32 protein-coding genes, 1 tRNA gene and 6 pseudogenes are annotated in these 24006 nt (G+C 74.4%); 27 read left to right on the plus strand and 12 right to left on the minus strand.

Going from position 1 to position 24006, the window contains the following annotated elements; genetic code table 11:
• Positions 1–79 precede the first annotated feature (79 nt).
• Positions 80–670 carry an RNA polymerase sigma factor gene (locus U6N30_RS01720; protein ID WP_324275881.1) on the plus strand — a complete coding sequence of 197 codons (591 nt, stop codon included), beginning with the start codon at positions 80–82 and terminating at the stop codon, positions 668–670.
• 716 nt (positions 671–1386) lie between these two features.
• A complete protein-coding gene (locus tag U6N30_RS01725) occupies positions 1387–1632 on the plus strand; it encodes a hypothetical protein (protein ID WP_324275882.1) in 246 nt (81 codons plus the stop codon).
• Between the two features lie 136 nt (positions 1633–1768).
• On the opposite strand, the gene U6N30_RS01730 is transcribed toward U6N30_RS01725, so the two are convergent.
• Positions 1769–2308, minus strand: a complete 540-nt coding sequence (locus U6N30_RS01730) for a UbiA family prenyltransferase (RefSeq protein ID WP_324275883.1) — start codon at positions 2306–2308, stop codon at positions 1769–1771.
• The gene (locus U6N30_RS01735) at positions 2224–2625 is read right to left on the minus strand and encodes a UbiA prenyltransferase family protein (protein WP_324275884.1); all 402 of its coding nucleotides are present in this window, start codon (positions 2623–2625) and stop codon (positions 2224–2226) included. Before U6N30_RS01735 ends, U6N30_RS01730 begins: the two co-directional genes overlap by 85 nt.
• Before the next feature lie 121 nt (positions 2626–2746).
• On the opposite strand from U6N30_RS01735, the gene U6N30_RS01740 reads away from it, so the two are divergent.
• The 7 genes from U6N30_RS01740 to rlmB all read left to right on the plus strand — a co-directional run bounded on the left by U6N30_RS01740 (position 2747) and on the right by rlmB (position 6842).
• Positions 2747–3229, plus strand: coding sequence for a CarD family transcriptional regulator (locus U6N30_RS01740; RefSeq protein ID WP_092195384.1), 483 nt, complete (start codon positions 2747–2749; stop codon positions 3227–3229).
• A 120-nt stretch (positions 3230–3349) separates the two neighbouring features.
• Positions 3350–3955 (plus strand): 2-C-methyl-D-erythritol 4-phosphate cytidylyltransferase, encoded by a 606-nt coding sequence (gene ispD / locus U6N30_RS01745; protein WP_324275885.1) that lies wholly within the window; start codon positions 3350–3352, stop codon positions 3953–3955.
• Positions 3952–4485 (plus strand): 2-C-methyl-D-erythritol 2,4-cyclodiphosphate synthase, encoded by a 534-nt coding sequence (gene ispF / locus U6N30_RS01750; protein WP_324275886.1) that lies wholly within the window; start codon positions 3952–3954, stop codon positions 4483–4485. Before ispD ends, ispF begins: the two co-directional genes overlap by 4 nt.
• The gene (gene cysS / locus U6N30_RS01755) at positions 4482–5726 is read left to right on the plus strand and encodes a cysteine--tRNA ligase (protein WP_324275887.1); all 1245 of its coding nucleotides are present in this window, start codon (positions 4482–4484) and stop codon (positions 5724–5726) included. Before ispF ends, cysS begins: the two co-directional genes overlap by 4 nt.
• Positions 5723–5881: a CysS/YqeB C-terminal domain-containing protein gene (locus tag U6N30_RS01760; protein ID WP_324275888.1), complete on the plus strand. Its 159-nt coding sequence runs from the start codon at positions 5723–5725 to the stop codon at positions 5879–5881. The genes cysS and U6N30_RS01760 overlap by 4 nt, the downstream gene beginning before the upstream one ends.
• Positions 5863–6393, plus strand: coding sequence for a hypothetical protein (locus U6N30_RS01765; protein ID WP_324275889.1), 531 nt, complete (start codon positions 5863–5865; stop codon positions 6391–6393). The genes U6N30_RS01760 and U6N30_RS01765 overlap by 19 nt, the downstream gene beginning before the upstream one ends.
• Positions 6282–6842: a 23S rRNA (guanosine(2251)-2'-O)-methyltransferase RlmB gene (gene rlmB / locus U6N30_RS01770; RefSeq protein ID WP_324275890.1), complete on the plus strand. Its 561-nt coding sequence runs from the start codon at positions 6282–6284 to the stop codon at positions 6840–6842. Before U6N30_RS01765 ends, rlmB begins: the two co-directional genes overlap by 112 nt.
• A gap of 87 nt (positions 6843–6929) precedes the next feature.
• On the opposite strand, the gene U6N30_RS01775 is transcribed toward rlmB, so the two are convergent.
• The 6 genes and pseudogenes from U6N30_RS01775 to U6N30_RS01800 all read right to left on the minus strand — a co-directional run bounded on the left by U6N30_RS01775 (position 6930) and on the right by U6N30_RS01800 (position 10845).
• Positions 6930–7514: a DUF445 domain-containing protein gene (locus tag U6N30_RS01775; RefSeq protein ID WP_324275891.1), complete on the minus strand. Its 585-nt coding sequence runs from the start codon at positions 7512–7514 to the stop codon at positions 6930–6932.
• A 98-nt stretch (positions 7515–7612) separates the two neighbouring features.
• Positions 7613–8134: pseudogene (locus tag U6N30_RS01780) on the minus strand (DUF445 family protein); the annotation flags it as partial.
• 155 nt (positions 8135–8289) lie between these two features.
• Positions 8290–9054 carry a S1C family serine protease gene (locus tag U6N30_RS01785; RefSeq protein ID WP_324275892.1) on the minus strand — a complete coding sequence of 255 codons (765 nt, stop codon included), beginning with the start codon at positions 9052–9054 and terminating at the stop codon, positions 8290–8292.
• Positions 8955–9641 carry a hypothetical protein gene (locus U6N30_RS01790; RefSeq protein ID WP_324275893.1) on the minus strand — a complete coding sequence of 229 codons (687 nt, stop codon included), beginning with the start codon at positions 9639–9641 and terminating at the stop codon, positions 8955–8957. Before U6N30_RS01790 ends, U6N30_RS01785 begins: the two co-directional genes overlap by 100 nt.
• 67 nt (positions 9642–9708) lie before the next feature.
• Positions 9709–9954 (minus strand): hypothetical protein, encoded by a 246-nt coding sequence (locus tag U6N30_RS01795; protein WP_324275894.1) that lies wholly within the window; start codon positions 9952–9954, stop codon positions 9709–9711.
• Positions 9955–10011: 57 nt separating this feature from the next.
• Complete coding sequence (locus tag U6N30_RS01800; RefSeq protein WP_324275895.1) at positions 10012–10845, minus strand: universal stress protein; 834 nt, start codon at positions 10843–10845, stop codon at positions 10012–10014.
• A 227-nt stretch (positions 10846–11072) separates the two neighbouring features.
• Between U6N30_RS01800 and U6N30_RS01805 the strand changes: the two genes are divergently transcribed.
• From U6N30_RS01805 to U6N30_RS01835, 7 genes and pseudogenes are all read left to right on the plus strand, one after another.
• Positions 11073–11327, plus strand: coding sequence for a hypothetical protein (locus U6N30_RS01805; RefSeq protein ID WP_324275896.1), 255 nt, complete (start codon positions 11073–11075; stop codon positions 11325–11327).
• Positions 11328–11466: 139 nt separating this feature from the next.
• The gene (locus U6N30_RS01810; RefSeq protein WP_324275897.1) at positions 11467–11793 is read left to right on the plus strand and encodes a hypothetical protein; all 327 of its coding nucleotides are present in this window, start codon (positions 11467–11469) and stop codon (positions 11791–11793) included.
• An 86-nt stretch (positions 11794–11879) separates the two neighbouring features.
• Positions 11880–11955, plus strand: a tRNA-Thr gene (locus U6N30_RS01815).
• Positions 11956–12064: 109 nt separating this feature from the next.
• Positions 12065–12610: pseudogene (locus U6N30_RS01820) on the plus strand (AAA family ATPase); the annotation flags it as partial.
• A 1021-nt stretch (positions 12611–13631) separates the two neighbouring features.
• Positions 13632–13799 carry a hypothetical protein gene (locus U6N30_RS01825; RefSeq protein WP_324275898.1) on the plus strand — a complete coding sequence of 56 codons (168 nt, stop codon included), beginning with the start codon at positions 13632–13634 and terminating at the stop codon, positions 13797–13799.
• Between the two features lie 496 nt (positions 13800–14295).
• The gene (locus U6N30_RS01830) at positions 14296–14808 is read left to right on the plus strand and encodes a helix-turn-helix transcriptional regulator (protein ID WP_324278126.1); all 513 of its coding nucleotides are present in this window, start codon (positions 14296–14298) and stop codon (positions 14806–14808) included.
• 28 nt (positions 14809–14836) lie between these two features.
• Positions 14837–15034 (plus strand): hypothetical protein, encoded by a 198-nt coding sequence (locus U6N30_RS01835; protein WP_324275899.1) that lies wholly within the window; start codon positions 14837–14839, stop codon positions 15032–15034.
• Between the two features lie 3 nt (positions 15035–15037).
• Here the strand turns inward: U6N30_RS01835 and U6N30_RS01840 are convergent, their stop codons facing one another.
• The 3 genes and pseudogenes from U6N30_RS01840 to U6N30_RS33105 form a co-directional block, all read right to left on the minus strand.
• Positions 15038–15208 (minus strand): sigma-70 RNA polymerase sigma factor region 4 domain-containing protein, encoded by a 171-nt coding sequence (locus U6N30_RS01840; RefSeq protein WP_324275900.1) that lies wholly within the window; start codon positions 15206–15208, stop codon positions 15038–15040.
• Between the two features lie 35 nt (positions 15209–15243).
• Complete coding sequence (locus U6N30_RS01845; protein WP_324275901.1) at positions 15244–15378, minus strand: hypothetical protein; 135 nt, start codon at positions 15376–15378, stop codon at positions 15244–15246.
• Between the two features lie 20 nt (positions 15379–15398).
• A pseudogene (locus tag U6N30_RS33105) lies at positions 15399–15644 on the minus strand (hypothetical protein); the annotation flags it as partial.
• 168 nt (positions 15645–15812) lie between these two features.
• Here U6N30_RS33105 and U6N30_RS01850 point away from each other — a divergent pair.
• On the plus strand, positions 15813–16019 hold the full coding sequence (locus U6N30_RS01850; RefSeq protein WP_324275902.1) for a dodecin: 207 nt from the start codon (positions 15813–15815) through the stop codon (positions 16017–16019).
• Between the two features lie 228 nt (positions 16020–16247).
• On the opposite strand, the pseudogene U6N30_RS01855 reads toward U6N30_RS01850, so the two are convergent.
• Positions 16248–16712 (minus strand): annotated as a pseudogene (locus U6N30_RS01855) (DUF5313 family protein); the annotation flags it as partial.
• On the opposite strand from U6N30_RS01855, the gene U6N30_RS01860 reads away from it, so the two are divergent.
• The 10 genes and pseudogenes from U6N30_RS01860 to U6N30_RS01910 all read left to right on the plus strand — a co-directional run bounded on the left by U6N30_RS01860 (position 16609) and on the right by U6N30_RS01910 (position 23868).
• A complete protein-coding gene (locus U6N30_RS01860) occupies positions 16609–16833 on the plus strand; it encodes a CBS domain-containing protein (RefSeq protein ID WP_324275903.1) in 225 nt (74 codons plus the stop codon). The pseudogene U6N30_RS01855 and the gene U6N30_RS01860 overlap by 104 nt on opposite strands.
• Positions 16821–17039, plus strand: a complete 219-nt coding sequence (locus tag U6N30_RS01865) for a CBS domain-containing protein (RefSeq protein ID WP_324275904.1) — start codon at positions 16821–16823, stop codon at positions 17037–17039. The genes U6N30_RS01860 and U6N30_RS01865 overlap by 13 nt, the downstream gene beginning before the upstream one ends.
• 90 nt (positions 17040–17129) lie before the next feature.
• Positions 17130–18023: an EamA family transporter RarD gene (gene rarD / locus U6N30_RS33110; RefSeq protein ID WP_422678015.1), complete on the plus strand. Its 894-nt coding sequence runs from the start codon at positions 17130–17132 to the stop codon at positions 18021–18023.
• A 128-nt stretch (positions 18024–18151) separates the two neighbouring features.
• Positions 18152–18475 carry a DUF3263 domain-containing protein gene (locus U6N30_RS01880; protein ID WP_324275905.1) on the plus strand — a complete coding sequence of 108 codons (324 nt, stop codon included), beginning with the start codon at positions 18152–18154 and terminating at the stop codon, positions 18473–18475.
• A gap of 192 nt (positions 18476–18667) precedes the next feature.
• Positions 18668–19927, plus strand: coding sequence for a LytR C-terminal domain-containing protein (locus U6N30_RS01885; protein ID WP_324275906.1), 1260 nt, complete (start codon positions 18668–18670; stop codon positions 19925–19927).
• Positions 19928–20175: 248 nt separating this feature from the next.
• Positions 20176–20576, plus strand: a pseudogene (locus tag U6N30_RS01890) (alpha/beta hydrolase); the annotation flags it as partial.
• A 110-nt stretch (positions 20577–20686) separates the two neighbouring features.
• Positions 20687–21421 (plus strand): hypothetical protein, encoded by a 735-nt coding sequence (locus U6N30_RS01895; RefSeq protein ID WP_324275907.1) that lies wholly within the window; start codon positions 20687–20689, stop codon positions 21419–21421.
• Positions 21422–21531: 110 nt separating this feature from the next.
• Positions 21532–22134 (plus strand): annotated as a pseudogene (locus U6N30_RS01900) (CocE/NonD family hydrolase C-terminal non-catalytic domain-containing protein); the annotation flags it as partial.
• Between the two features lie 95 nt (positions 22135–22229).
• Positions 22230–22904 (plus strand): ABC transporter ATP-binding protein, encoded by a 675-nt coding sequence (locus U6N30_RS01905; RefSeq protein ID WP_422678082.1) that lies wholly within the window; start codon positions 22230–22232, stop codon positions 22902–22904.
• Between the two features lie 10 nt (positions 22905–22914).
• Complete coding sequence (locus U6N30_RS01910; RefSeq protein WP_324275908.1) at positions 22915–23868, plus strand: ABC transporter permease; 954 nt, start codon at positions 22915–22917, stop codon at positions 23866–23868.
• Positions 23869–24006 lie beyond the last annotated feature (138 nt).

The raw sequence follows: 24006 nt of genomic DNA on the forward strand, positions 1-24006 counted from the left end.
CCATCGGGGAGCCCTGGTCCAGCCCGGTCGCCCGGCTGCCGATCAGGAGTGGGACGAACAGTCGATCGAAAGGGGACCGATGGCGACCGGCCCGCCCTTCGACGACGTCCTGGCCGCGGCGCAGGCCGGCGCGCCCTGGGCCTTCGAGACGCTGTACCGGGACCTGTCACCGGCGGTCACGGGGTACCTCCGACTGCACGGCGCAGCGGAACCGGACGATCTCGCCAGCGAGACCTTCCTGGGGGCGTTCACCGGGCTGGCCGGCTTCCGCGGGGACGAGGCGGCGCTGCGCGGCTGGGTGTTCACCATCGCCCACCGGCGGCTGGTGGACGACTGGCGCCGGCGCAGCCGCCGCCCCCGGGTCGCGGACGACGACACGGAGCTCCTCCGGCACCTGGGCGGCGACGTCGAGGACGACGCCTTCGCGCAGTTCGGCGCCCAGGACGTCCACCGGCTCTGCGCGTTGCTGCCGGACGACCAGCGCGCCGTGGTGCTGCTGCGCGTGCTGGCCGACCTGACCGTGGAGCAGGTCGCCTCGGTCATGGGTCGCTCGGTGGCCTCCGTGAAGGCCCTGCAGCGCCGCGGACTGCGGGCGCTGCGCGAGGAACTCGAGAACTCCTCCGAACGGGTGGGGGCGACCGCGAACCCTTCTGCGGCCGCCCGGCGATGACAGAGGTGAGATGACCACAGCAGCCGACGACCGCGACGTCGAGGACGCCTTCGAGGCGTACCTCGCCGGCCGGCCCGTTCCCGAAGAGGGCGCCGGTCTGGCGTCCTTCGCGGGAGCGGTCCGGGCGACGGCGACCCGGCCGGGCCGCCCGAACGCGGCTCTCGCCGAACTGCTGGCCACCGGTCTTCTCACCGACCAGCCGAGCCCGTCCTCCCGGACGGCCCGCACCCGGACACGGAGACGCCTTCCCATGATCTTCACCGCCCTTCTCGCCAAACTCCTCTCTGCAGGCGCAGTCGCCCAGGCCGCCACCGGCGCGGCCGTCGTGGTCGTCGTCGCGACCGGCGCTGGTGCCACCGGTGTCCTCGGAGCGGACGTCCAGGACACCGTCACCAGCGTCGTCGGCATCACGTCCGAGGAGGGGTCGTCGCCGGCGACGAGGAGACGGCCGAGGAGTCGACCGAGGAGTCGACCGAGGAGTCGACCGCGGAGCCGACCGAGGAGGAGACCCTGCCCGAGGCGCCGCTCGTCGAGGAGCACGTCGTCCCCGCCGACGCCCTCGACGTCGAGAGCTGGGCCGCCGAGGGCCGGACGGCTACGGGTCATTCAGCGCATGGGTCACCGCAGGCGCCCACGACCCCGACCTGAAGGACGAGCTCCGGGCCACGGGGCGCAACTTCGGCTCCGTCGTCCGCCAGTGGGCGGGGCGGAAGGGCGTGAGCGAGGAGGAGCTGGCCGAGGACGGCGTCGACCTCGACGTGCTCGACGAGTCGACCGAGGTGCCGATCTCCGAGCCCATCGCGGAACCGACGACGGACGTCGGAACTCAGACGGCCACGACGGACCGCGGGAACGGCAGGAGCAACAGCAACGGCGGCGCGACCGGGGGCGGTGCGGCCAACGGCAACGGCGGCAACAGCAACGGCAACGGGAACGCAGCCAGGGGCAACGGCCGCGACTGACGAGGCGGGCGGTGGCCGGTCGACGGCCGGCCACCGCGCCCGGATGAGCGACTACCGGGGCGGCTGCCTCGACCGGCTGGCGAACCTCCCCGCGGTGGTCGGGCAGGAACGGCTCCGGGGCGCGGAACCGCCGTAGTCAGGTGACCCCGGCGCCGCCGATCAGGAGCAGCGCCACGTCGAGCACGGTCAGCAGCATCACCGCCGGGAAGGCAGACCTGCGGAACCGCGGGGTGCCTGCGAGCCCGGCGACGACCACCGCGGGCACCGCCAGGACGAGGCAGATCCAGCCGGCGGCCGCCGGTGGTCCGTCCGGGCCCAGGACGAGCACGAGCGTCGCGCCGCCCAGGAGCAGGGCGCCGGTGACCGCCGAGACCTGCGCGCCGAGCCGGTGGGGCAGCCCGCGCACCCCCGTGGCGAGGTCGTCCTCCAGATCGGGCGCGACGTTCGCGAGGTGCGCAGCGGCCCCGAGCGCGCCGCCGGCCGCCACCAGCCACCAGGGAGCGGTCGGCGTGCCCGGCGCCGCCGCGACGACCCCGGCCGGGAGAGCGCCGAAACCGGTCACGTACGGCACCACGGACGCCGCCGTGCGCTTCAGCCCGGCGTTGTAGGCCCATCCGCTGGCCACGAGGACCAGCAGCAGCACTCCGGGCACGATCCCCAGGAGCAGCGACAGCACGGTCGCCAGGACGACGGCGCCGAGCGCCGACGAGCGCAGCACGGCGGGCGCCACCGCCCCTGGACGACCGGCTTGTCTGCCCTCGCGACGGCGCGGTCGCGGTCGGCGTCGAGCCAGTCGTTGCTCCACCCGATGGACGCCTGACCTGCGAGGACGGCCGCGAAGAGCAGCACCACCCGTCCCGCCGGCATGCCGGTCGAGACCGCCAGGAGGGTGGCCACGGTGGTCACCGCGAGCGTCGGTCCCAGGTGCGTGGCGAGCACCATCGCGCGCACCGTCGCCGCCGTCGGCTGGTGCCGCGGAGGCACATCCGTCACGCTCTGTCAACCCCTCTCGACCACGTCACCAGGCCGCTGACCTGCATATTTACTGCCCGATCCCGATCCGTTGGTCAGTCTGCCGTGGTAACCTGGGTGCAGCGAAAGGGGTCACATCCACATGGGCTTCACTGTTGGCGAGACCGTCGTCTACCCGCACCACGGCGCCGCGCTCATCGAGGCGATCGAGCAGCGGACCATCAAGGGCGTCGAGAAGGCCTACCTCGTGCTGAAGGTCGCTCAGGGCGACCTGACCGTGCGCGTTCCGGCCGACAATGCAGAGATCGTCGGTGTCCGCGACGTCGTGGGCCAGGAAGGCCTCGACAAGGTCTTCGAGGTGCTGCGGGCGCCGCACACCGAGGAGCCGACCAACTGGTCGCGCCGTTACAAGGCCAACCTCGAGAAGCTGGCCTCCGGCGACGTGAACAAGGTGGCCGAGGTCGTGCGCGACCTCTGGCGGCGCGACAAGGACCGCGGCCTCTCGGCCGGCGAGAAGCGCATGCTCTCGAAGGCCCGCCAGATCCTGGTCAGCGAGCTCGCGCTCGCCGAGGGCACCAACGAGGACAAGGCGGAGGTCCTGCTCGACGAGGTCCTCGCCAGCTGAGCCCCGGCTCGCTGCGCGCAGGCATCACGAGCATCCAGCTCCACAGAGACACCCGGACCACTCCCGTGCACGCTGTCGGCATCGTCGCAGCGGCCGGGGTGGTCTGCGTCTGGGGCCGATGTGCCCAAGGCGCTCGTCCCGCTCGCCGGTCGGCCGCTGGTCGCCTGGTCGGTGGAGGCGCTCCGGGCCGGCGGGGTGGCGGAGATCGTCGTCACCGCGCCGGCGGGCCAGCGCGACGCCTTCGCGGCCGCGCTCCCTGCCGACGTCCGGCTGACCGACGGCGGAGCCACCCGCACCGCGTCGGTCCGGGCCGGACTGGCCGCGGCAGGTCCCGACGCCGAGCTGGTCCTCGTCCACGACGCCGCCCGCCCCCTCACGCCACCCGACCTCGTCCGCCGGGTCCTCGACGCGCTACGGGCCGGCCACCCGGCCGTCGTGCCGGCCCTGCCGGTCGCCGACACCACCGTGGTGGTCGATGGCGACGGCCTGATCACCGACGCCCCGCCCCGGGCACAGCTGCGCCGCGTGCAGACGCCTCAGGGCTTCGATCGAGCGGTCCTCGCCTCCGCCTACGCCGACCTCTCCCCGGACGCCGATCTCACCGACGACGCGGCGGTGGTGCGCGCGGCCGGCATCCCGGTGCTCACCGTCGACGGCGACGAGCGGGCCGCCAAGGTCACCGTGGCGCACGACCTCCGGACGGCGGAAGCGCAGGTGCGCCGGTGACCCAGCTGCCCCGGGTCGGCATCGGCACCGACGTCCACCCCGTCGTGGCCGGACGGCCCTGCCGGCTCGCCGGTCTCGACTGGCCCGACGCCTACGGCTGCGCCGGCCACTCCGACGGCGACGTGGTGGCCCACGCCCTGACCGACGCCGTGCTGTCGGCCGCGGGTCTGGGCGACATCGGCGGTCTGCTGGGCACCGACGACCCCCGATGGGCCGGGGCCGCGGGCATCGCCGTCCTCGAGCACGTGCGCGAGGTGGTCACCGCGCTCGGCTGGGAGATCGGCAACGCGTCGGTCCAGCTGGTCGCGAACACCCCGAAGCTCGGCCCCCGCCGGGCCGAGGCCGAGGCCGCGCTGTCGGCCGCCCTCGGCGCCCCGGTGAGCGTGGCGGCCACCACGACCGACGGCCTGGGGCTCACCGGCCGGGGGAAGGCCGGGCCGCCGTCGCCACCGCCCTGGTGGTCCGGACGGGGAGGGCATCTCTCCGCAGGCATGAGCGGCCGCCGGTACTCCGTAGACTCCCGGCAGTGAGCCTCCGCCTGTACGACACGGCCGCCCGCGCGGTCCGCGACTTCACGCCCCTGCGTGCCGGTCAGGCGTCGCTCTACGTCTGCGGCCTCACAGTGCAGGGCCCTCCGCACGTCGGCCACGTCCGCGCGGCGCTCGCCTTCGACGTGCTGCGCCGCTGGTTGGTCGCCGGCGGGTTCGACGTCACCTTCGTCCGCAACGTCACCGACATCGACGACAAGATCCTGGCGAAGGCGGCCGCGCACGGCGTTCCCTGGTGGGCCTGGGCGTACGGGAACGAGCTCGCCTGCACGCGCGCCTACGACGTCCTCGGCGTCCTGCCGCCCACCTACGAGCCCCGGGCGACCGGGCACGTCCCCGACATGGTCGCCCTGATCGACCGGCTCATCGCCGGCGGTCACGCCTACGCCGTCGACGGCGACGTGTACTTCGACGTGCGGTCGTTCCCCGAGTACGGCGCGTTGACCGGCCAGAAGCTGGACAGCCTCGAGCCCGCGGCCGACACCGACACCGACGAACGCAAGCGGGACCCCCGCGACTTCGCACTCTGGAAGGCGGCGAAGGACGAAGAGCCGGAGACCGCGTCGTGGCCGACTCCGTGGGGGCGCGGCCGGCCCGGCTGGCACCTGGAGTGCTCCGCCATGGCCGAGCGCTACCTGGGGCCCGAGTTCGACATCCACGGCGGCGGCCTGGACCTGCGGTTCCCCCACCACGAGAACGAGCAGGCCCAGTCGCGGGCGGCCGGTGACGGCTTCGCCCAGTACTGGCTGCACAACGGCTGGGTGACCCTCGGCGGCGAGAAGATGAGCAAGTCGCTGGGGAACACCGCGCTGGTCGACGAGGTGGTGCAGCGCGTGCGTCCGGTCGAGCTGCGCTACTACCTGATCGCCCCGCACTACCGGTCGACGATCGAGTTCACCGACGAGGCGCTCGCCGAGGCCGGCGTCGCCTACCGGCGGATCGAGTCGTTCGTGAAGCGGGCCGCCGAGCGGGTGGACGACGCAGGCGAGCACCGGTTACCCGACGAATTCAGCGCGGCCCTCGACGACGACCTGGGCACCCCGGCGGCCGTCGCCGTGATCCACGAGACGGTCCGCGAAGGCAACACCGCCCTGGCCGACGGGGACGACGCGGCTGTCGCGGCGGCCCTCGGGTCGGTGCGGGCCATGCTCGGGGTGCTCGGACTCGACCCCTCGACCCGCGGTGGTCGACCGCCGGCGGCGACGAGCGACTCACCCAAGTGACCGACGGACTCATCTCGCTGGCGCTGGAGCAGCGGCAGGCCGCGCGGGCACGCAAGGACTTCGCCGCCGCCGACGCGATCCGCGACCAGCTCACCACCCTCGGCGTCTCTGTCGAGGACACCCCTGATGGACCACGATGGGAGCTGAGCCGCTGATGGCGGGCAACAGCCAGCGCCGAGGCCGGAGCGACGGCGCAGGCAAGAAGCGGGCGACCGCCGGGACCGGGGGCAAGAACCGCCGATCCCTCGCCGGGCGCGGTGCCACCCCACCCGCCGAGGCGCGCCCCGGTCACCCCGCCCAGCGGCGGGCGGCGGCCGAGCAGCGGCAGCGGGCCGACCGGGCCCGCGCCCGGGCGAAGTCCGAGGAGCAGCCGGAGCTCCTGCTCGGCCGCAACCCGGTGGTCGAGGCGCTGCGCGCCAGGATCCCCGCGAACGCGCTGTACGTCGTCACCGGCGACAACCAGCGCGGCACCGACGAGCGGATCGCCGAGGCGCTGGCGCTGGCCGCCGACCGGGGCTGCCGCTGCTGGAGGTGGGCAAGGCCGAGTTCGACCGGATGTCGCAGGGCGCGCTGCACCAGGGCATCGGCCTGCAGGTGCCGCCCTACGACTACGCCCACCCCGACGACCTGGTCGACCTGGCCGCCAACTCCGGCCGGCCGCCGCTGATCGTCGCGCTGGACGGGGTCACCGACCCGCGCAACCTCGGTGCCGTGGTCCGGTCCGCGGCCGCCTTCGACGCGCACGGCGTCGTCGTCCCGCAGCGTCGGGCGGTGGGCATGACGGCGTCGGCGTGGCGTACCAGCGCCGGCGCCGCAGCCCGGATCCCGGTGGCCCGTGCGGTCAACCTGGCGCGCACGCTCGGCGCCTACCAGGACGCGGGGCTGATGACCGTTGGTCTGGCGGGCGACGGCGACGTGGACCTGCACGAGTTCGACGGCTTCGCCGACCCGGTCGCGCTGGTCGTCGGCGCCGAGGGCACGGGCCTGTCGCGACTGGTCCGGGAGCGGTGCGACGTCGTCGTCCGCATCCCCATCGACCGCGACACCGAGTCCCTCAACGTCAGCGTCGCGGCGGGCATCGCCCTCTACGCCGCCGCCGCAGCCCGCCGCGGATGATCAGGGGACCTGATCGTTCAGGGTCCTACCTCGCCACCGGTGCTGAGGTAGGACACAGAACGATCAGGAGACCTGATCACGCCGGGCTCAGCCCAGGAGCTGGGCGACCGTGTAGATGACCAGGCCGGCGAGGCCGCCGACGACGGTCCCGTTGACGCGGATCCACTGGAGATCGCGGCCGACCTGGAGCTCGATCCGGCGGCTGGTCTCCTCGGTGTCCCAGCGGGCGACGGTGCTGCTGACCAGCTCCGCCAGGTCGCCGGAGAACCGCTCGACCAGGGCCCCGGCGATCCGGTGCGTGTGCCGCTGCACGAGCTCGCGGACCGTGGGGTCGGTCTGCAGCAGACGGGCGCCGTCGGCGATGAGGCCGGCGATCCGGGCCCGCAGCTCCGAGTCCGGGTCGGCGGCGGCGGTGAGGACGGCGTTCTTCGCGTTCCGCCACAGCGAGCCCGACCAGGCCCGCACCGCGGGGTGCTCGAGCAGTTCCTTCTTCAGGTCCTCGACGCGTGCGGCGGTGTCCGGGTCGGTCCGGAGCGCGTGGACGTAGACCCGCAGCCGGGCGTCGTAGGAGCGCCGGAGCTCGTGCCGGGGATCGTCGCCCACCTCGTCGAGGAAGCCCTGCAGGCCGGCGAAGACCTTGTCGAAGACGCGGTCGTCCACCCAGTCGGGCACCCACGCGGGGAGGCGTCCCCGAGCTGCGCCCGGAAGACCAGGCGGTTCTCCTGCAGGAACCGGGCCAGCAGCCGCAGCGCCGCCGACAGCACTTCCTGATGCCGGTCACCCTCCACGACGAGTTCCAGGACGCGGGCCAGCACCGGGGCGGCGGGCGTCTCGTGCAGCTTGCGGTCGACGAGTCCCGCGACCGCGGGCTCCAGGTCCTCGTCGCGCAGGAGCGAGGTCAGCGACGTGAGGACGGCGGAGGCGTCACCGGCGAGGCGCTCTGCGCGGCCGGGCGCGGCGAGGAAGCCGCCGAGGCGGCCGGGGACGTCGACGGTCGTGAGCTTCTCCTCGACGACCGCCCGGGTCAGGAAGTTCTCCTGGACGAAGGTGCCCAGGCTCTCGCCGATCTGGTCCTTCTTGCGCGGGATGATCGCGGTGTGCGGGATCGGCAGCCGCAGCGGGTGCCGGAACAGTGCGGTGACGGCGAACCAGTCGGCCAGCGCGCCCACCATCGAGGCCTCGGCCGTGGCGCGGACGTAGCCCACCCAGGCTCCGGTGTCCTCGCCCACCAGCACGCAGACGAGGAAGACGACGGCGGCGAGCAGGAACAACCCGGTCGCCAGCCGCTTCATCCGCGCGAGGTCGCGGGCGCGCTCGAGGTCGTCGAGCGACCCGGCGAGGGAAGCGGTCACGGAGTCCGGCACCCGTAGGAGCGTAGAGAAGCGGCCCCCTGCCCCCGCACCGCTGGCACGCTCGCGGCGCGGGCCCTGCAGGGAGACCGTCCGGCTCAGCTGGTCGAGCCGAGCGTGACGTCGGCGCTCCGCTCCTGGTCGCCGCGCCGGACGGTCAGCTCGACGGTCTCGCCCGGTGCGTGGCTGCGGATCGCGGCGGTGAGCTCGGTCGAGGTGGTCACCGGCCGGTCGCCGACGGCCGTCACGACGTCGCCCGCCTCGAGGCCGGCGTCGGCAGCGGCGGTGCCCGGGTCCACCGTCACGATCTCCGCGCCGGTGCCCACCTCGCCGTTCTGGTCGTCGGCAGCGGTCTGCGCCCGGACCCCGAGGAATGCCTGGGTCGCCGACCCGGTCTCGATGATCTCCCGGGCGATGCGCTCCGCGGTGTTGCTGGGGATGGCGAAGCCGACGCCGATGTTGCCGCTCTGCGACTGCGATCCCGGCACGCCGGAGGCGACGGTCGCGATCGCGGTGTTGATGCCGATCACCTCGCCGGCGGCGTTCACCAGCGCCCCGCCGGAGTTGCCGGGGTTGATCGCGGCATCGGTCTGCAGGGCGTCGAGCACCGTGGCGTCGTCCTGGGTCGAGCCGGTGGCCACAGCGCGGTCGGTCGCGCTGATGATGCCGTCGGTCACGGTGTTCGCCAGACCGAGTGGCGCGCCGATGGCGACGGCGACGTCGCCCACCTGCACGTCGTCGGAGTCGGCGAAGGTCGCCGGGCTCAGGTCGTCGGCGCCGTCGAGCCGCAGGACGGCGAGGTCGGATGCCGGGTCGGTGCCGACGACCTCGGCGTCGTAGAGCGTGCCGTCGGAGGTCCGCACCTGCACCGCGCTGGCGCCACCCCTCCGGCGACGACGTGGTTGTTCGTGAGGACGTAGCCGTCACCGGTGAGGACGACACCGGAGCCGCTGCCGGAGCCGGAGCTCCCCGTCACGTACACCGTGACCACGCTCGCCGCCGCCTTCGCGGCCGCGGCGGTGGCGGTCGTGGCGCTCTCGGGGTTCTCGATGACGACGGTCTGCGCGGCGGCGCCCGTGCCGGACGTGGCGGCCGGGTCGTCGGCCAGGACGGCGACGCCCGCTCCGGCGCCGCCGCCGATGAGGGCGCCGGCCACCAGACCGGCCAGCCCGATCCGGAGCCGCCCGGTGCGCGGGGACGCGGGAGCGGCCGCGGTGGCCACGGTGGCCGTCTCGGTGGCGGGCGACGGAGTCGGGTAGCCGCCGTGGCCGGGGTAGGACGGCGGCTGGGGCGTCGTGGCGGCGTGCGGTGGCGCCCACGGCGAGCCAGCGCCGTACCCGTAGGACGGGAACTGCGTCGTCGCGGTGCGGTCCTGCGGCTCGCCCGGGCGGGGCGCGGCCCCGGGAACGCTGCCGGCCCCCGGGACGGTGGGCTGTCCGTGCTCAGTCACGTCGGTGTCCTCCTCGCGAGCAGCCCGTTCGGCTGCCGTTGGCTCCACTGTGGGCGCGCGCTCTGGTTCAGCGCTGTGGGCCCCTGTGAGATTCCTGGACGACCCGACTCGGTGTGGAGTCGGTCGCGGCGCCCGGTGCGATCAGATCGGTGATGGACCCGACGGCGAGGAGCTCTGCGGCGAGCAGGCCCACGAGCACCAGCAGCTGGGCGGCACGGGCGGTCCTGTCGCAGCCCGGAGAACCGTCCGCCGACGGGTCGAGCGCTGTGCCCGCGACCAGGACGACGGCCACCCGGGAGCCGAGGTCCGCCACGGAGGAACTGGCGTCGGGGAGTCGCGCCGGGCCGGTGCGCTGACCCGGGGAGCGGCATCAGCCGATGGCGATGATCTCCTCGCGTGGCTCCTCGTCGCGCCGATGGGACGGCGGGACCAGCACCATCGGCGACGTGCAATGCCGCAGCAGCCAGCGGTGCGGACCGTCGAGGTCCCGGTGCAGCAGGCTGCCGCTGCCCGCGCTGATCACCAGCAGCGGCGCCGGACAGGTGGCGCCGAGGAGCTGGTCGCCGCGAGGAGCGGGGAGGTCGGTGCGGGACACGCGCAGCTCGGGGTACCGCCGCTGCCACTCCTCGTCGCTGTCGACCCAGCCGCCCGCGACGGCGCGCTTGGGCGGTCGCGTCTGCAGCACCACGAGGCCCACGCCGGAGCGTCCGGCGGCCTCCGCAGCGATGGTGGCCACGGCCTCGTCGTCGTCCCGGTCGCCCACGCCGAGGACCGCGGCGACGGGACGGTCCACCACGTCGCCGGTCCGCCTGCGTGGCACCACGACCACCGGCTGCGGGGAGCGGGCGGCCACGTGCACGGCGACGGGGGCGCGCACGAACTCGTCCGCCGCACCGGTCGCGGAACTGCCCAGCACGACGAGCCGCGCGCTCGCCGCCGCACGGAGCAGGGAGCTGGTCGGATCGCCGGGGACCACCTCGGTGGTCGCCGGGACACCGGCGTCGGTGTGCCTGGCCACCGTGTAGGCCTGGGCGGTGATCCGGCGCGCGCGGTGGAGCTCGGGTGGCGGGGTGCCGTCGGCAGCCGAGCGCCCGAGGTAGGGAGCGGCGTGCAGGATGCGCAGCGGGGCTCCGCGTCGCGCGGCCTCCCGGACGGCCCAGCGGACGGCACCGAGCCCGCACTCGGAGCCGTCGACGCCGACCACGACGTCGCGGCGCGCACCTCGTCCGCCGTCGCGGAGGCGGGCCGGTCGAGCGGGGCGAAGGGGTCGACGTCGTCACGGTGTGCCTCCGCGGAGTCAGGTGGTTCCGTCCGTCCTCCGAGCCTCCTCGCCCCCGTGGCCGGAGGGAAGACCCGGCGCCGCCGCGTGCATCAGGGTTCGGTCGCGGGTAGGGAGGAGCCACTGTTCCGGCGTCGCCCTGGAGGTCGACCGTGCCCGTCCGCCGTTCCCTGACCCGGCTGCTGTGGTGGATCGGGGTGCCGTGCCTGGCCGTCCTCGCCGTCATCGGCGGGCTCGGGCTGCGCGGACCGGGGCTGGTGGCCGTCGGCGTGGCCGGGTTGCTCGCGGCCAGCATCGCGGTGGGGCTGGCCCGGGACACGCCGGGAAGACCCACCCCTCGATGGCGGAGGCCGCAGTCCAGTCGGGGTCGTGGACGGTGGCGATCCTGCTGGCGCTCGCCGGGCTGACGACGCTGACCGGTGGAGGGTGGCGGTGCTGGTCGGCGTGGCCGCCGCTGTCGCCTGGCTCGGCCACCGTGCGGCACGAGCCTGGGCCCGGACGCCCAGACCGACCGCTACCGAGCCCCGGAGCTCGCCCGGAATCGAGGTGCTCCGGCTGCCCGTGTCGCCGCCGGCGGCCGGCCGGTCGTCCTCCGCGGCCGAGCGGACGTCGTCCGTGGCGGCGCTGCCGACGCCGGCGCTGGGCCGCGAGTGGCTGCGCACCTCCGCTGCGCTGACCGGCCGGCTCGGACCCGTCGAGCGCCAGGCGCTGGTGCGGCGGCGGGCGGAGACCCTCGATGAACTGGAGCGGCGGGACCCGGCCGGTTTCGCACGCTGGCTCGCGGAGGGGCCGGCGCCGGGCAGCGATCCGGCCGCCTACGTGCGCGGCAGGTCGACCCAGGGCGACGCCGCGGCCGGCAGCGACGCGGCCTGACGCCTTCGCCGGCCCGTGGCCCTCCACCGACCGGCCCCGACCGACAGAGGACACCTACGATCGGTGCGGTCATCGCGATGACCGCCGCCGACGTGGCGCAATTGGTAGCGCACCCGACTTGTAATCGGGCGGTTAGGGGTTCAAGTCCCCTCGTCGGCTCCAGCATCGCCTCCCTACCCCGGGGCACCGCGCCCGGGAAGGGCCGGAAGAGCCTGGACGCCGCCGATCGGTGCAGGCAGGATGACCCGGTGATCGGGGTGGGGTCCCCTACATCGGGCGGGCGCACCATCGGGCGACCGTCGCCGTAGCGTTCGCCGAGCCCGGTCACATCGTCGTCATCTGCGGCGAGGCCGGCGTCGGGAAGTCCTCGCTCGTGGCCGCGGAGCGTGCCGGAGCCGTCACCGAGGTCATCGAGGGCGCCTGCCTCCAGCTGGCCGGGCACCCGCTGCCGCTGGCCGCCCTGGAGCAGATCTTCGACGCGCGCGGCGGCTGGCCCGGCACCCCCGACGACGTGGAGCAGTCGGCCGAGGAGCGGTTGCGGGCCATCCGGCGCTGGGCGGATGCGCTGGCGCCCGGCGGATCACCGTCGCCGACCACGCTGGTGATCGACGACCTGCAGTGGGCGGACGAGACCACCTGCGATTTCCTCGTCTACCTGGCGTGCACCGCCCGACGGCGCGGGCTGAGCCTGGTGGTCACCCTGCGCGACGACGAGAACCCCCACGTGCCGCGGGTGCAGGAGGCGGTGGCCGAGCTGACCCGGCTGCCCGGCGCGACCTGCATGGAGCTGCAGCGCCTGGACCGGGAGGAGACCCGGCAGCTGGTCGCCGCCCTCACCGGCGACGAGACGGTCGACGCCGACACCTGGTTCGAGCAGACCCAGGGGCATCCGTACCTGCTCGGCGAGCTGGTGAAGGACCCCGGCTCCCGGCGCGTCACCGACATGCTGCTCGCGCGCGTGCGCCGGCTCGGTCCCGATGCCGCCGTCATGGTGCGCGTGGCGGCGGTCTTCGGCCTGTGGGTGTCCGACGAGCACCTGTTCCGGGCGTCGGGCCTGGCCCCCGAGCGCTACGGGGCCGCCGTGCGCGAGGCGGTCGACGCCGGCGTGCTCGTCGTCCAGGGACCGGACTACGCGTTCCGGCACAGCCTCATGTGCGAGGCGGTGCTCGGCCAGCTGCTCCCGTTCGAGCGGCGCGACCTGCACGGACGCGCGGCCCGAGCGCTGGCCGAGGACCGGCCCGACGACGTCGTACGGGCGGCGGCGGTCAGCGTCCACTGGGAAGCTGCCGGTGCCGGCGGCATGGCCGCCGAGTGGAGCCTCCGTGCGGCCCGCGCGACGCAGCGGCTCAACGCGTACGCCGAGTCCTGGGCGCACTACCGGCGGACGCTGCGGTTCAGACACCAGGACGGCGCAGCTGCGGGCGAGCTGGATCTGATCCTCGAGGCGGCCGGCGTCGCGCGGCTCGCGGGCGACCATGCCGCCGCCGTGATGCTGCTCGAGGAGGCCCTGCAGGACCGCGCCATCGCGGCGGCCGACCGGGCGAGCGCCCTGGAGCGGCTGGGCTGCTTCCTCTGGGAGGCAGGTCAGACGGGCCGGAGCCGGGACGCCTATGCCCAGGCGGCCACGGCCCTCGGCCCGGAGGTGACGGCGTGCCACGCCCAGGTCTGGGGGCTCAGGCGCGCGCGGCCTTCATCATGGCCGAGTTCGATGACGCGATCGGGCTCGCGGAGCGGGCCGTCCGTGCCGCACGGGAGCACGGCACGACCGCGGTCCTCGCCGACGCACTCACGACGCGCGGCGCGGCCGCGGCCTTCCAGGGGACGCCACTGGTCTGGACGTGCTCCGGGAAGGGGCCCGGCTGGCGCGGGACGTCGAGGACCGTGCCGTCCTCTGCCGGAGCTACGCGAACCTGATGATCGCCTACGAGTACTCGGGCATGCCGGCGGAGGCGTGCGCCGCAGCGCTCGAGGGCTCCGCATCCTCCCGGAGTACGGCCTCGAACTAGCGGTGGGCTCCGCCCTCGCCTGCAACGCGACCAACATGCTCCGCCGCCGGGGCCAGTACGCGCGCTGCGCGGAGGTCCTGGCCGAGCTGCTCGACGGACGGGTGACCCAGGGGCAGGGGTTGCACCTGCACCTCGAGCGTGCCGAGCTGCGGCTGGCCACGGGGATCTCGCGGGCGCCCGGGCCAGCCTGGCCGCCGCGGACCTGCTGCGCGACGTCGACGAACCGACAGTCATCGCGGCCATCGGCACCGTCACCGCGGCACTGCTCGCCCAGGAGGGCGACCGGGCAGGCTGCCACCGGACCGTGGTCGAGGCGCTCGAGCGACTCGCGCACACCCAGGACAAGGCCTTCCGCACCGAACTGCTGGTCATCGGGCTGCGCAACGAGGCCGACCGGCGGGGCCCCGTACCCGGACGCAGCGACCCCGCCGCCCTGGCCCGGCTCGAGCGGTTGGCCGCCGAACTCGACCGCCTCACGCCCACGACCGACGACGACATGGGGCACGCGGCCGACCACGGGACGGCCCGGAACGAGCTCGACCGCGCGCGCGGCACGGCGACGGCCCAGGGCTGGGCGGCGGCGGTGGACCTGTGGCGCGCGGCGGACCGTCCCCTGGAGGAGGCGTACTGCCTGTTCCGTCAGGCCGAGTGCCACGTGGCGGAGAAGCGGCGGGACCGCGCCTCCGTCGCGGCGTCGGCTGCCCGGGAGATCGCAGGACGCCTCGGGGCGGCGCCGCTGCTGGGCGAGATCGACGCGCTGCTCGCCCGGTCGCGACTGTCTCCCGCCCCTCCACCGCGCGCGCCGGCGGAGGACCGGCCCTACGGCCTCACGGAACGGGAGCACGAGGTCCTGGAGCTGCTCGGCACCGGTGCGACCAACCGGCAGATCGCCCGCAGCCTGTTCATCAGCGAGCGCACGGTCGGCGTCCACGTGTCCCGGGTCCTGCACAAACTGCAGGTCAGCAACCGTGGACAAGCAGCGGCGCTGGCCGCCAGAGTGTCGCGGTAGCACCCGGAACCCTCGCGGAAGGACCCTGATGTCGCCCGTCAAGTTCTCGCTCTTCAACCGCGACGACGACTCCGAGGAGACGGTCGAGATCGACGACCAGCTCGCGGACGACCTGCGCCAGGTGGTCGCCGACACCCCGGACCTCACGCTCGAGAGCGCGCTGCGCGAGGGTCTGCAGCACGTCGTCGCGAAGCGGAAGGGAAAGCAGGGCGGCGGCCAGCAGTAGCCCTCAGCGCAGGCTCGGCTCGAGCTGCGCCCGCAGGGCCTTGACCGCCCGGCCGCGCAGCGGGCCGAGGCTGCCCCGCGGGATGCCCAGCTCCTGGCTGAGCGCGTCGTAGGACTCCGGCTCCCGCAGCAGCGCGCGCACGATGCGGCGCTGGGTCTCCGGCAGCGTCTCCACCGCCCGGTCCAGTGCCCGCCGCAGCTCCTCGTCGATCAGTGCTGCCGCCAGGTCGGGATCGTGGGGGCGACGTGGTCCTCGACGTCCTCGCTCGGGACGGCCCGCTGCTGCGCCCGCAGGATGGCCAGGGCCTCCTCCGGGCGGTCGTGGACAGCCAGCCCGGCAGGCACTGCGGGTCGTTGATGCGTGCGGCGTTGCGGAGCAGCAGCACCCAGGTGCGCTGCACCGCCTCGTCGACGTCGGAGTCGCTGCGCAGGACCACCCGGGCCGCCGACCGCAGCAGGCCCTCGTACCGCCGCACGGTGGTCTGCCATGCGGCGTCGTCGCCGGCCGCCAGGGCCAGGAGGTGCCCGCGGTCCACGACCGGGACGTCGGCCCGATCGGCCCGCCGCGGGGCGGGGATGGCGGGGGCTTCGGCGTAGGCGAGAGCGGTCATCGGGGGCTCCTTCGAGGTCGTCCGGGAACGACTCGAAGACTCGTGAAGACAGGCGGGCGCCGGATCCGTAGGACGACGTATATGCGGCTGCGGGAACTACGTACGTAGGCGCGCCGGGCGGCGACGTGCCAAGGTGCGGGGACCGTCCGCCCTACGTCAGGAGGCACCGTGAGCGACCACGTGTACAGGCTGAGCGAGATCGTGGGCAGCAGCCCGGTCAGCGTCGACGAGGCGATCCGGAACGCGATCACCAAGGCCGCGGAGACCGTGCGCAACATCGAGTGGTTCCAGGCGCAGGAGATCCGCGGCCAGGTGGTCGACGGCAGCGTCGCCTACTTCCAGGTCAGCGTGAAGATCGGCTTCCGCGTCGACTGACCCGTGCTGGAACGGCCCCTCTGCAGGTCGAAACACCCCTGCCCCCAACGCTCGCGCGCTCGCGGCGGGATCCTGCAGGGGCCGGCGGGGGCAGAGGGGTCCTTCGTCAGTCGAAGCTGCCCGCGCCGTCCCGGCGGTAGGGGAGGAGCGCTCGACGCGGGAGCGTTCCGCCCGTTCGGCCCGCAGCCGCCCCGCCGTGCCCGGCGGGTACCCCGCCTTGGCCACGCGGTGCTCGATCGTCTCCGTCATGAACGCGATCGAGAACAGCAGACCCAGGAGCAGGCCGCCCGCGGCGGCGGACAACCGGTAGGCGAGCGGCACGGGGACGACGGCCAGGCAGAGGACGACCAGCGGCAGCATCTGGACCACGGCGCGGGCCAGGTGCCGCCAGATCCAGGTGGGCGCGGTGGTATCGGCCAGCACCCAGGGCGAGAGGTCTCGCGGGAGCCCGCCGCCGAGCGCGTACCAGACCCACTGCGCCGGGTTGGGACGCTGCCGGGTCATGCCATGACGGTAGGCCGCTCCCGCGTGCCGTTGCTCCTGGGCGGCGCCGGGTGCACACTCCCGCACCGAACTCCGAGGAGGCTCCGTGCAGATCAGCCAGCTGCTCCGGCACAAGGGACCCGAGGTCGCCACCATCGACGGCGCGGAGAGCGTCCGGTCCGCGCTCGCCCTGCTCGCGGAGAAGGGCATCGGGGCACTGATCGTGTCCTCCGACGGCCGTCGGATCGACGGCATCGTGTCCGAGCGCGACGTCGCCCGCGGGCTGAACGACCGCGGAGCGGGCTCCTGGCCGAGCCCGTGGCCAGCGTGATGACCGCGCACGTGCACACGTGCGCGCCGACGGCGAGCGTGCACGACCTGGCGCAGACCATGACCGACAAGCGTGTGCGGCACGTCCCCGTCGTGGCCGACGGCGCGCTGGTCGGCATCGTCTCGATCGGCGACGTCGTCAAGGCACGGCTCGACGAGCTGGAGGAGGAGCGTCAGCAACTGGTGGACTACATCCAGACCCCGTAGCGCCACCCGGTCGTGAGCCGGGCTCATGACCGGCGACGGGAGTGCCGGGCCACCGGCGTACGGTGCGGCCGTGGACGAGCGTCGCCTGGGGTGGTCTCCGGGCTGGCCGCGTACTCGCTGTGGGGACTGTTCCCGCTCTACTTCCCTCTACTGGAGCCCGCCGGAGGGCTGGAGATCGTCGCCCACCGGGTCCTGTGGTCGCTGGTGTTCATCGGGCTGCTGCTGACCGCGCTGCGGCGCTGGGCGCAGGTGCGGGCGCTGGTCACCGACCGGCGCCGCCTCCTGGTCCTGCTGGGCGCGGCCGTCCTCATCGCGGGCAACTGGCTGGTCTTCGTCTACGGGGTGAACTCCGGCCACGTGGTCGAGACCTCGCTCGGTTACTTCATCAACCCGTTGGTGAGCGTGCTGCTTGGCGTCGTCGTCTTCAGCGAGCGGCTCAGACCGCTGCAGTGGGCCGCCGTGGCGATCGCCGCCGTCGCCGTCGTCGTCCTGACCGTCGACTACGGCCGGCCGCCGTGGATCGCGCTGGCGCTGGCGTTCACCTTCGGCCTCTACGGGCTGATGAAGAAGCTCGTCCGGACCGAGGCGGCGCCCGGGCTGTTCGTCGAGACCGCGCTGGTCGCCGCTCCGGCGGCCGCCGTGCTCGCGGTGGCCCACTCCGGGGGAGGGGACGTTCGCCAACGCGGGCACCGGGCACGCCCTGCTCCTGATGAGCTCGGGCGTGGCCACCGCGATCCCGCTGCTGCTGTTCGCGGCCGCCGCCCGTCGCATCCCGTTGTCCACCGTCGGGCTGCTGCAGTACCTCACGCCCTCGATGCAGCTGGCGATCGGCGTGTTCGTCTACGGAGAGCCCATGCCGGCCGCGCGCCTGGTCGGTTTCGCGATCGTGTGGGTGGCGCTGGCGGTCTTCACCGTCGACCTCCTGCGACACGCCCGGGCGGGCAGCCGCCGGGGGCGGTCGAGGTGATCCCCGCCCGCCTCTGACGTCCGGTCGCGGGCCCCGGGCGGGACACCGCCCGGGCTCCCCGGAACTGTCGGAGGGCGCCGCTACCGTCGCAGTCGCCGGCCCCGTCGGGCACCGGTGGGGCCGAGGACGCAGGAGATGATCAGCGATGAGCGACGACCCGTCGGCAGTGGTCTGCCCACCACGGCTCGAGGTCCCCACGGCGGTCTCCGCGCAGGTCCCGGGCGGGGAACTGTCGCGCAGGGAGCACGAGATGCTCACCTTCGAGCGCCACTGGTGGCGTCGACCGGGCGCCAAGGAGACGGCGATCCGAGACCGGTTCGGGGTGACGCCGACGCGCTACTACCAGGTGCTCAACGCCCTCGTCGACCGGCCCGACGCCCTGGCCGCGGACCCGTTGCTCGTCCGCCGTCTCCGCCGGCTGCGACTCGCGCGGCAACGAACACGTTCGGCTCGAGGTCCTGTGCAATGAGAGTGACAACGGTTAGATTTGCTCACCGTGGGCAGGCACGCCGAATCAGGCAGTGACGGACGGGACCAGGGGCGTGCCCCTGTGGCACCCGGTCGTCGGCGTACGGACGCACCCGACGGGTTGTGGCGAGGTCCCGCTGCGGGACTGAGCGATCATCCGACCGGGCCCGGTCGCGACGGCGCCCGGCGGCCCGTGTCGCGCCCGGTGCCCGGTGCCGCTGCCCGCACGCCCGAGGCGCCGCGCCAGATGTCGCGGTCCCGGCTGCCGCTGCCTCCCGTTCCCGCCGCCCCGCCCCGCGGCGGTGCGCGCCCGGCAGCGGCCCGTCCGGCGGCGCCGCTCACCTCCGTCGCACCGTTCCAGGCGGTTCCCGCGCCGGAGCCGCTCGCGGACCAGGATCCCTACCTCACCGCGGCCCCCGCGGCCGGGGCGCGGGGCGATCTCCTCGAGCGCCCCGCCCGCCTGCAGCCCGCCCCGGCGCCCGCCCGGCCCAGCCGTGCCTGGCCCGCCGACGAGCCCTCCCTGAGCTCCACGGGCCGCTCCGGACCGCGGATCTCGGAACCGGCTCCGCGCGTGCCGAGCCAGACGACGCCGTCCGGCTCCTCGGCTCCGGCCTACGGTGACTGGACCAAGCCCTCTCGCAGCGGTGACAGCGTGTTCGCCGCCGATCCGGAGCTGCTGGCCGAGGCGCCTTCCGCGCCCGGCACCACCGCGATCCCGGAGCGGTCGGTCCGCCGGCGCCGCTCGGCGCGCGGACCCGTCGACGCAGCGGACGACCTCGACCTCGACGGCGGGCCCGCTCCCGTCCGTGGCCCGGGTACCGGCCCGGTCGGTGGCCGCGCCGCGATGCGGGCCGAGCGCCAGGCGGCCGACGCCGTCCGGCGCAAGGCCGAAGGCCGCAAGGGTTCCGCCGTCGCCGTCCTCGAGGAGGACGAGCCGCGCAGGCCCCGCCGGGTGCTCACGGCCCTGCTGGCCATGACCGTGGTGGCCCTGGCCGTGCTCGGTGTCTACACCTTCCTTTCTCCGCGGACCGAGGAGGCGGCGACGCAGTCGCCCGCGAACCCCAGCGCCTCGGCGCCGGTCGTGCCGGACGTCGACGCGCTGCCCGAGCTGCCGGCCGACCCCATCGAGGTCGCGCCGGTCGCTGCCGCCCCGGTGCGCGTCCCGGTCACGGTGCTCAACTCCACCGACATCAACGGTCTCGCCGCCAAGGTCTCCGGTGCGATCGCGGGTGGCGGCTGGGAGACCCCGGCCGTCGGTGCCTACCTGGCCGACGACGTGGCCGCCAGCACGGTGTTCTTCACCGAGGGGGACGAGAACCAGCGGGTCGCCGCGACCCAGCTGATCGAGATGTTCCCGCAGCTCCAGGGCCCGACGGTGCGCTTCTTCGAGCTCCCGGCCGACGTCCAGGCCCCGGGTCTCGTCGTCGTCACGACGGGCGACTGGCAGCCCTGATCGGTCGTCCCGGGAGGGGCTGACCGCCGCTCCTGGCAACGGATCGGCACGGACCGGAACACGAACCGTTCGCCGACCGTTGGCCGCTTCGTGCGCCCCTCCGCGGGCTCGTGCGTCCCCGCCCGCGCTCCGGCGCCCGTGGAACGTCCGCAGTCCTGGCTTCCCTGCTGCTCTCCAGCGGTCTGCTCCTGCTGGCCCCTCCCGCCGCCGCCGCCGCCGCGGAGGAGGTGCGCACCGAGGAGAGCCGGGTGCCCTCGGGCAGCGGCCAGGACGCCGTCGAGCTGGACACCACGCTCTACCTCCCCGCAGGCGGGGAGCCGGCGCCCGCCGTCGTGCTCGCGCACGGCTTCGGGGGCAGCAAGCGGTCGGTGGCCGACGACGCGCAGGACCTCGCCGAGCGCGGGTACGTCGTCCTCACCTACTCGGCGCGGGGTTCGGCGACAGCACCGGGCAGATCGGGCTCAACGACCCGCGGTACGAGATCGCCGACCTGTCCACGCTGGTCGACCTGCTCGCCGAGCGGGACGAGGTCGAGCTCGACGCCGACGGCGACCCGCGTGTGGGGGTCGCCGGCGGCTCGTACGGCGGGGGCGCGGCACTGCTCGGCGCCGCGTACGACGACCGGATCGACGCGATCGCGCCGCAGATCACCTGGCACTCCCTGACCGCGGCGCTCTTCCCCTCACAGACCGGTGCGGCGGACGGCACGACCGTCGCCGCCACGCCCCAGGCCGACGACGCCGGCGTCTACAAGCGGTTGTGGTCGGGTCTGTTCTTCGGCGTGGGCTCGGTGCCCACCGGGGGCTCCTCGACGCCCTGGGCGGCGCGGTCGGCGGGGACGCGGAGAACGGCGCGGCCGCGGAGAACGGCGACGGGGGACCGGCCGCCGCCCGACCGCAGCTGCCCGACCTGTCGTCGCTGGACCCCGCGGCCGCGGAGCGGGCCCTCACCTGTGGTCGCTTCCGCGCTGACATCTGCGCGGCGTACCAGACGGCTGCGGCCACCGGGACGCTCACGCCGGAGATCGCCGCGGTCCTCGACCGCAGCAGCCCGGCCGGCGTCCTGGACCGCATCGAGGCGCCCACCCTGCTCCTCCAGGGCACCCAGGACTCCCTCTTCGGGCTCGGCCAGGCCGATGCCAATGCCCGGGGATCGCCGCCAACGACACCCCGGTCAAGGTCGTCTGGTTCGCGGGCGGGCACGACTCGTCGGCGTCGGACCGGGTCACCGCCGACCTCCGCGAGCAGGTCGCCGGCTGGTTCGACTTCCACCTGCGCGGACAGGGCCCCGATCCGGGCACCGGGTTCGAATACCCCGCGCCGACCGGCCTGGGCGGCACCGGCCTCGGTCGGGTGCAGGGCGGCAACCAGGTGGTCGTCGCCGACGCCTATCCGGGCCTGGACGGAGCCGACGACGCCGAGCGCCGGGACGTCGCGCTCCGTGGCTCGACCCAGCCCGTCGTCACCCCGCCCGGGGGCACCCCTGCGGCCCTGACCACCGTTCCGGGGCTCGGCGCCCTGACCTCGGCCCTGGGCGGCACCACGCTGGAGATCCCCGGGCAGTTCGCCGCCTTCGAGAGCGAGCCGCTCGACGCGGCCGTGGAGGTGGTCGGCGCACCGACCGTGGAGCTCGCCGTGGCCGCGCCGGGCGGTACGGCGACCCTCTTCGCCAAGCTCTACGACGTCGGCCCCGGCGGGTCCACGGTCCTGCCGGCCGGACTGGTGGCCCCGCTGGCGCTGACCGGCCTGTCCGCCGACCCCACCAGCCCGACACCGGTGCAGGTGACGCTGCCGGGGATCGTGCACCGCTTCGAGGCCGGCCACACCATGCGGCTGGTGGTCTCGTCCACCGACCAGGCGTTCGCGCTCCCGGCCGAGTCCGCCGTCTACTCCGTCGCTCTCGCCGACGGCACGACCCTCGCCGTCCCGCAGGTGGACGGTCGGACGCTGGCCGAGGGCGGCACGTCGCGCTGGTGGGTGCTGCTGGCGGTGCTGGCCGGCCTCGGCGTCCTCGGCTGGGCCGCCGCGATGCTGTGGGGCCGCCACCGGCGGCGCCAGGTCTCGCACGTCGAACCGGACGGCGAGGAGGTGCCGCTGCGCTTCGAGGGCGTGACGAAGGCCTACAAGGACGGCTTCGTCGCTGTGCGGGACCTCTCCTTCGAGGTCCGTCGCGGGCAGGTGCTGGGCCTGCTCGGCCCGAACGGAGCCGGCAAGACCACGTCGCTGCGGATGCTCATGGGGCTGATCCGGCCCACGGAGGGCGGATCAGCATCTTCGGGCACGCGGCCGGCCCCGGCGCCCCGGTGCTCTCCCGGCTGGGTTCGTTCGTCGAGGGCACCGGCCTGCAGCCGCACCTGTCGGGCCGGGACAACCTGCGGCTCTACTGGGCGGCGACCGGACGCCCGGCGGAGGACGCGCACATGGAGGAGGCGGTCGAGGTGGCCGGCCTGGGCGCCGCCCTCGACCGGCCGGTGCGCCGCTACAGCCAGGGCATGCGGCAGCGGGTGGCGATCGCCCAGGCGATGCTCGGCCTGCCCGATCTGCTGGTCCTCGACGAGCCGACCAACGGGCTGGACCCGCCGCAGATCCACGCCATGCGCGAGGTCCTGCGGTCCTACGCCGCGACGGGCCGGACGGTGATCGTGTCCAGCCACCTGCTCAGCGAGATCGAGCAGACCTGCAGCCACGTGGTCGTCATGGCCAAGGGGCAGAAGATCGCGCAGGGCACCGTCGAGGAGATCGTCGGCACCGGCGGCGCCGTCTCCGTCGGACTGGTCGACGACGCCGACACCGACCGGGCGATCACCGTCCTGGAGAGCCTGCCCGGGGTCACCGCCGGGCGCACCGACGAGGGCTGGTCGCCGACCTGGACGGCTACAGCCGGGCCGCTGCGCTGCAGGCGCTGGTGGGGGCCGGCATCGAGGTCGACGAGTTCACGCCGCGCCGTCGCCTCGAGGACGCCTTCCTGGCCCTGGTAGGGGAGAACTGATGACCACGACCGAGAACGACGGCCGAGCGAGCCTCGCACCGAGCGCCGGCGATCGAGGAGCGGAACGAGGCCGGAGTCGAGGAACGGACACCGACCACGTGCAGCCGACGGGCGCCGTCGCCGGCTACCGGCCCGAGCGGACGCTGCGGCTCTCGGTCGAGCTGCGCCGTCAGTTCAAGCGCCGCCGCACCCTCGGCATCTTCGCGCTGATGGTCGCGCTCCCGCTGATCCTCATCGCGGCGCTGCAGCTGGGCGCCAGCGAGGAGGCGGCAGAGAACAACCGCATCAACCTGGTCGACGTCGCGACGTCCAGCGGCCTGAACTTCACGCTGTTCGTGCTGTTCGCGACCACCGGCTTCTTCCTGGTGGTCGTGTACGCGCTGTGCTTCGGCGACACGGTGGCCAGCGAGGCCCAGTGGGGGTCGCTGCGCTACGCCCTGGCGACGCCGGTTCCCCGCGCGCGGCTGCTCCGGCAGAAGTTCTACGCGGCGCTGGTGCAGTCGGTCGGGGCGCTGCTCGTGCTGGCCGTGGTGGCTGTGGTCGCCGGCGGCATCGCCTTCGGCTTCGACGACATCCGGACGCCGGTCGGCGTCACCCTCGGCCAGGGCGAGGGGATGCTCCGGCTGGCCGGGATGCTCGGGTACCTCGCCGTCCACCTGCTCGTCGTCGGGTCGCTGGCCTTCTGGTTCTCCACGATCACCGACGCACCGCTGGCGGCGGTCGGCGGTGCGGTGTTCACGATGTTCGTGTTCGCGATCCTCGACCAGGTCGAGCAGCTGGGCGCGATCCGCGACTGGTTCCCGACGGCGGAGGAGTTCGCCTGGACCGACCTGCTGCAGACGCCGGTCGACTCGGGCGACATGTTCCGCGGGGTGATCCAGTCGCTGGTCTACGCGGCGATCTTCACCGCGCTGGCCTTCCGCCACTTCTCGAGACGGGACGTGACCTCGTAGCGAGAGGCTTTGTCACGGCGAGTGGGCCCCGGAGGGGTCCGCGCAGGCGTGACGCAACGGCTCAACGCGACTGGGGACGGCACCTGGACGCGGTGCGGCCCGGAGGGTCGCAATGTCATAGCTACAGGCCGGCGAGCA

The sequence above is a fragment of the Blastococcus brunescens genome, from assembly GCF_035320885.1.
Lineage (GTDB): Bacteria > Actinomycetota > Actinomycetes > Mycobacteriales > Geodermatophilaceae > Blastococcus_B > Blastococcus_B brunescens.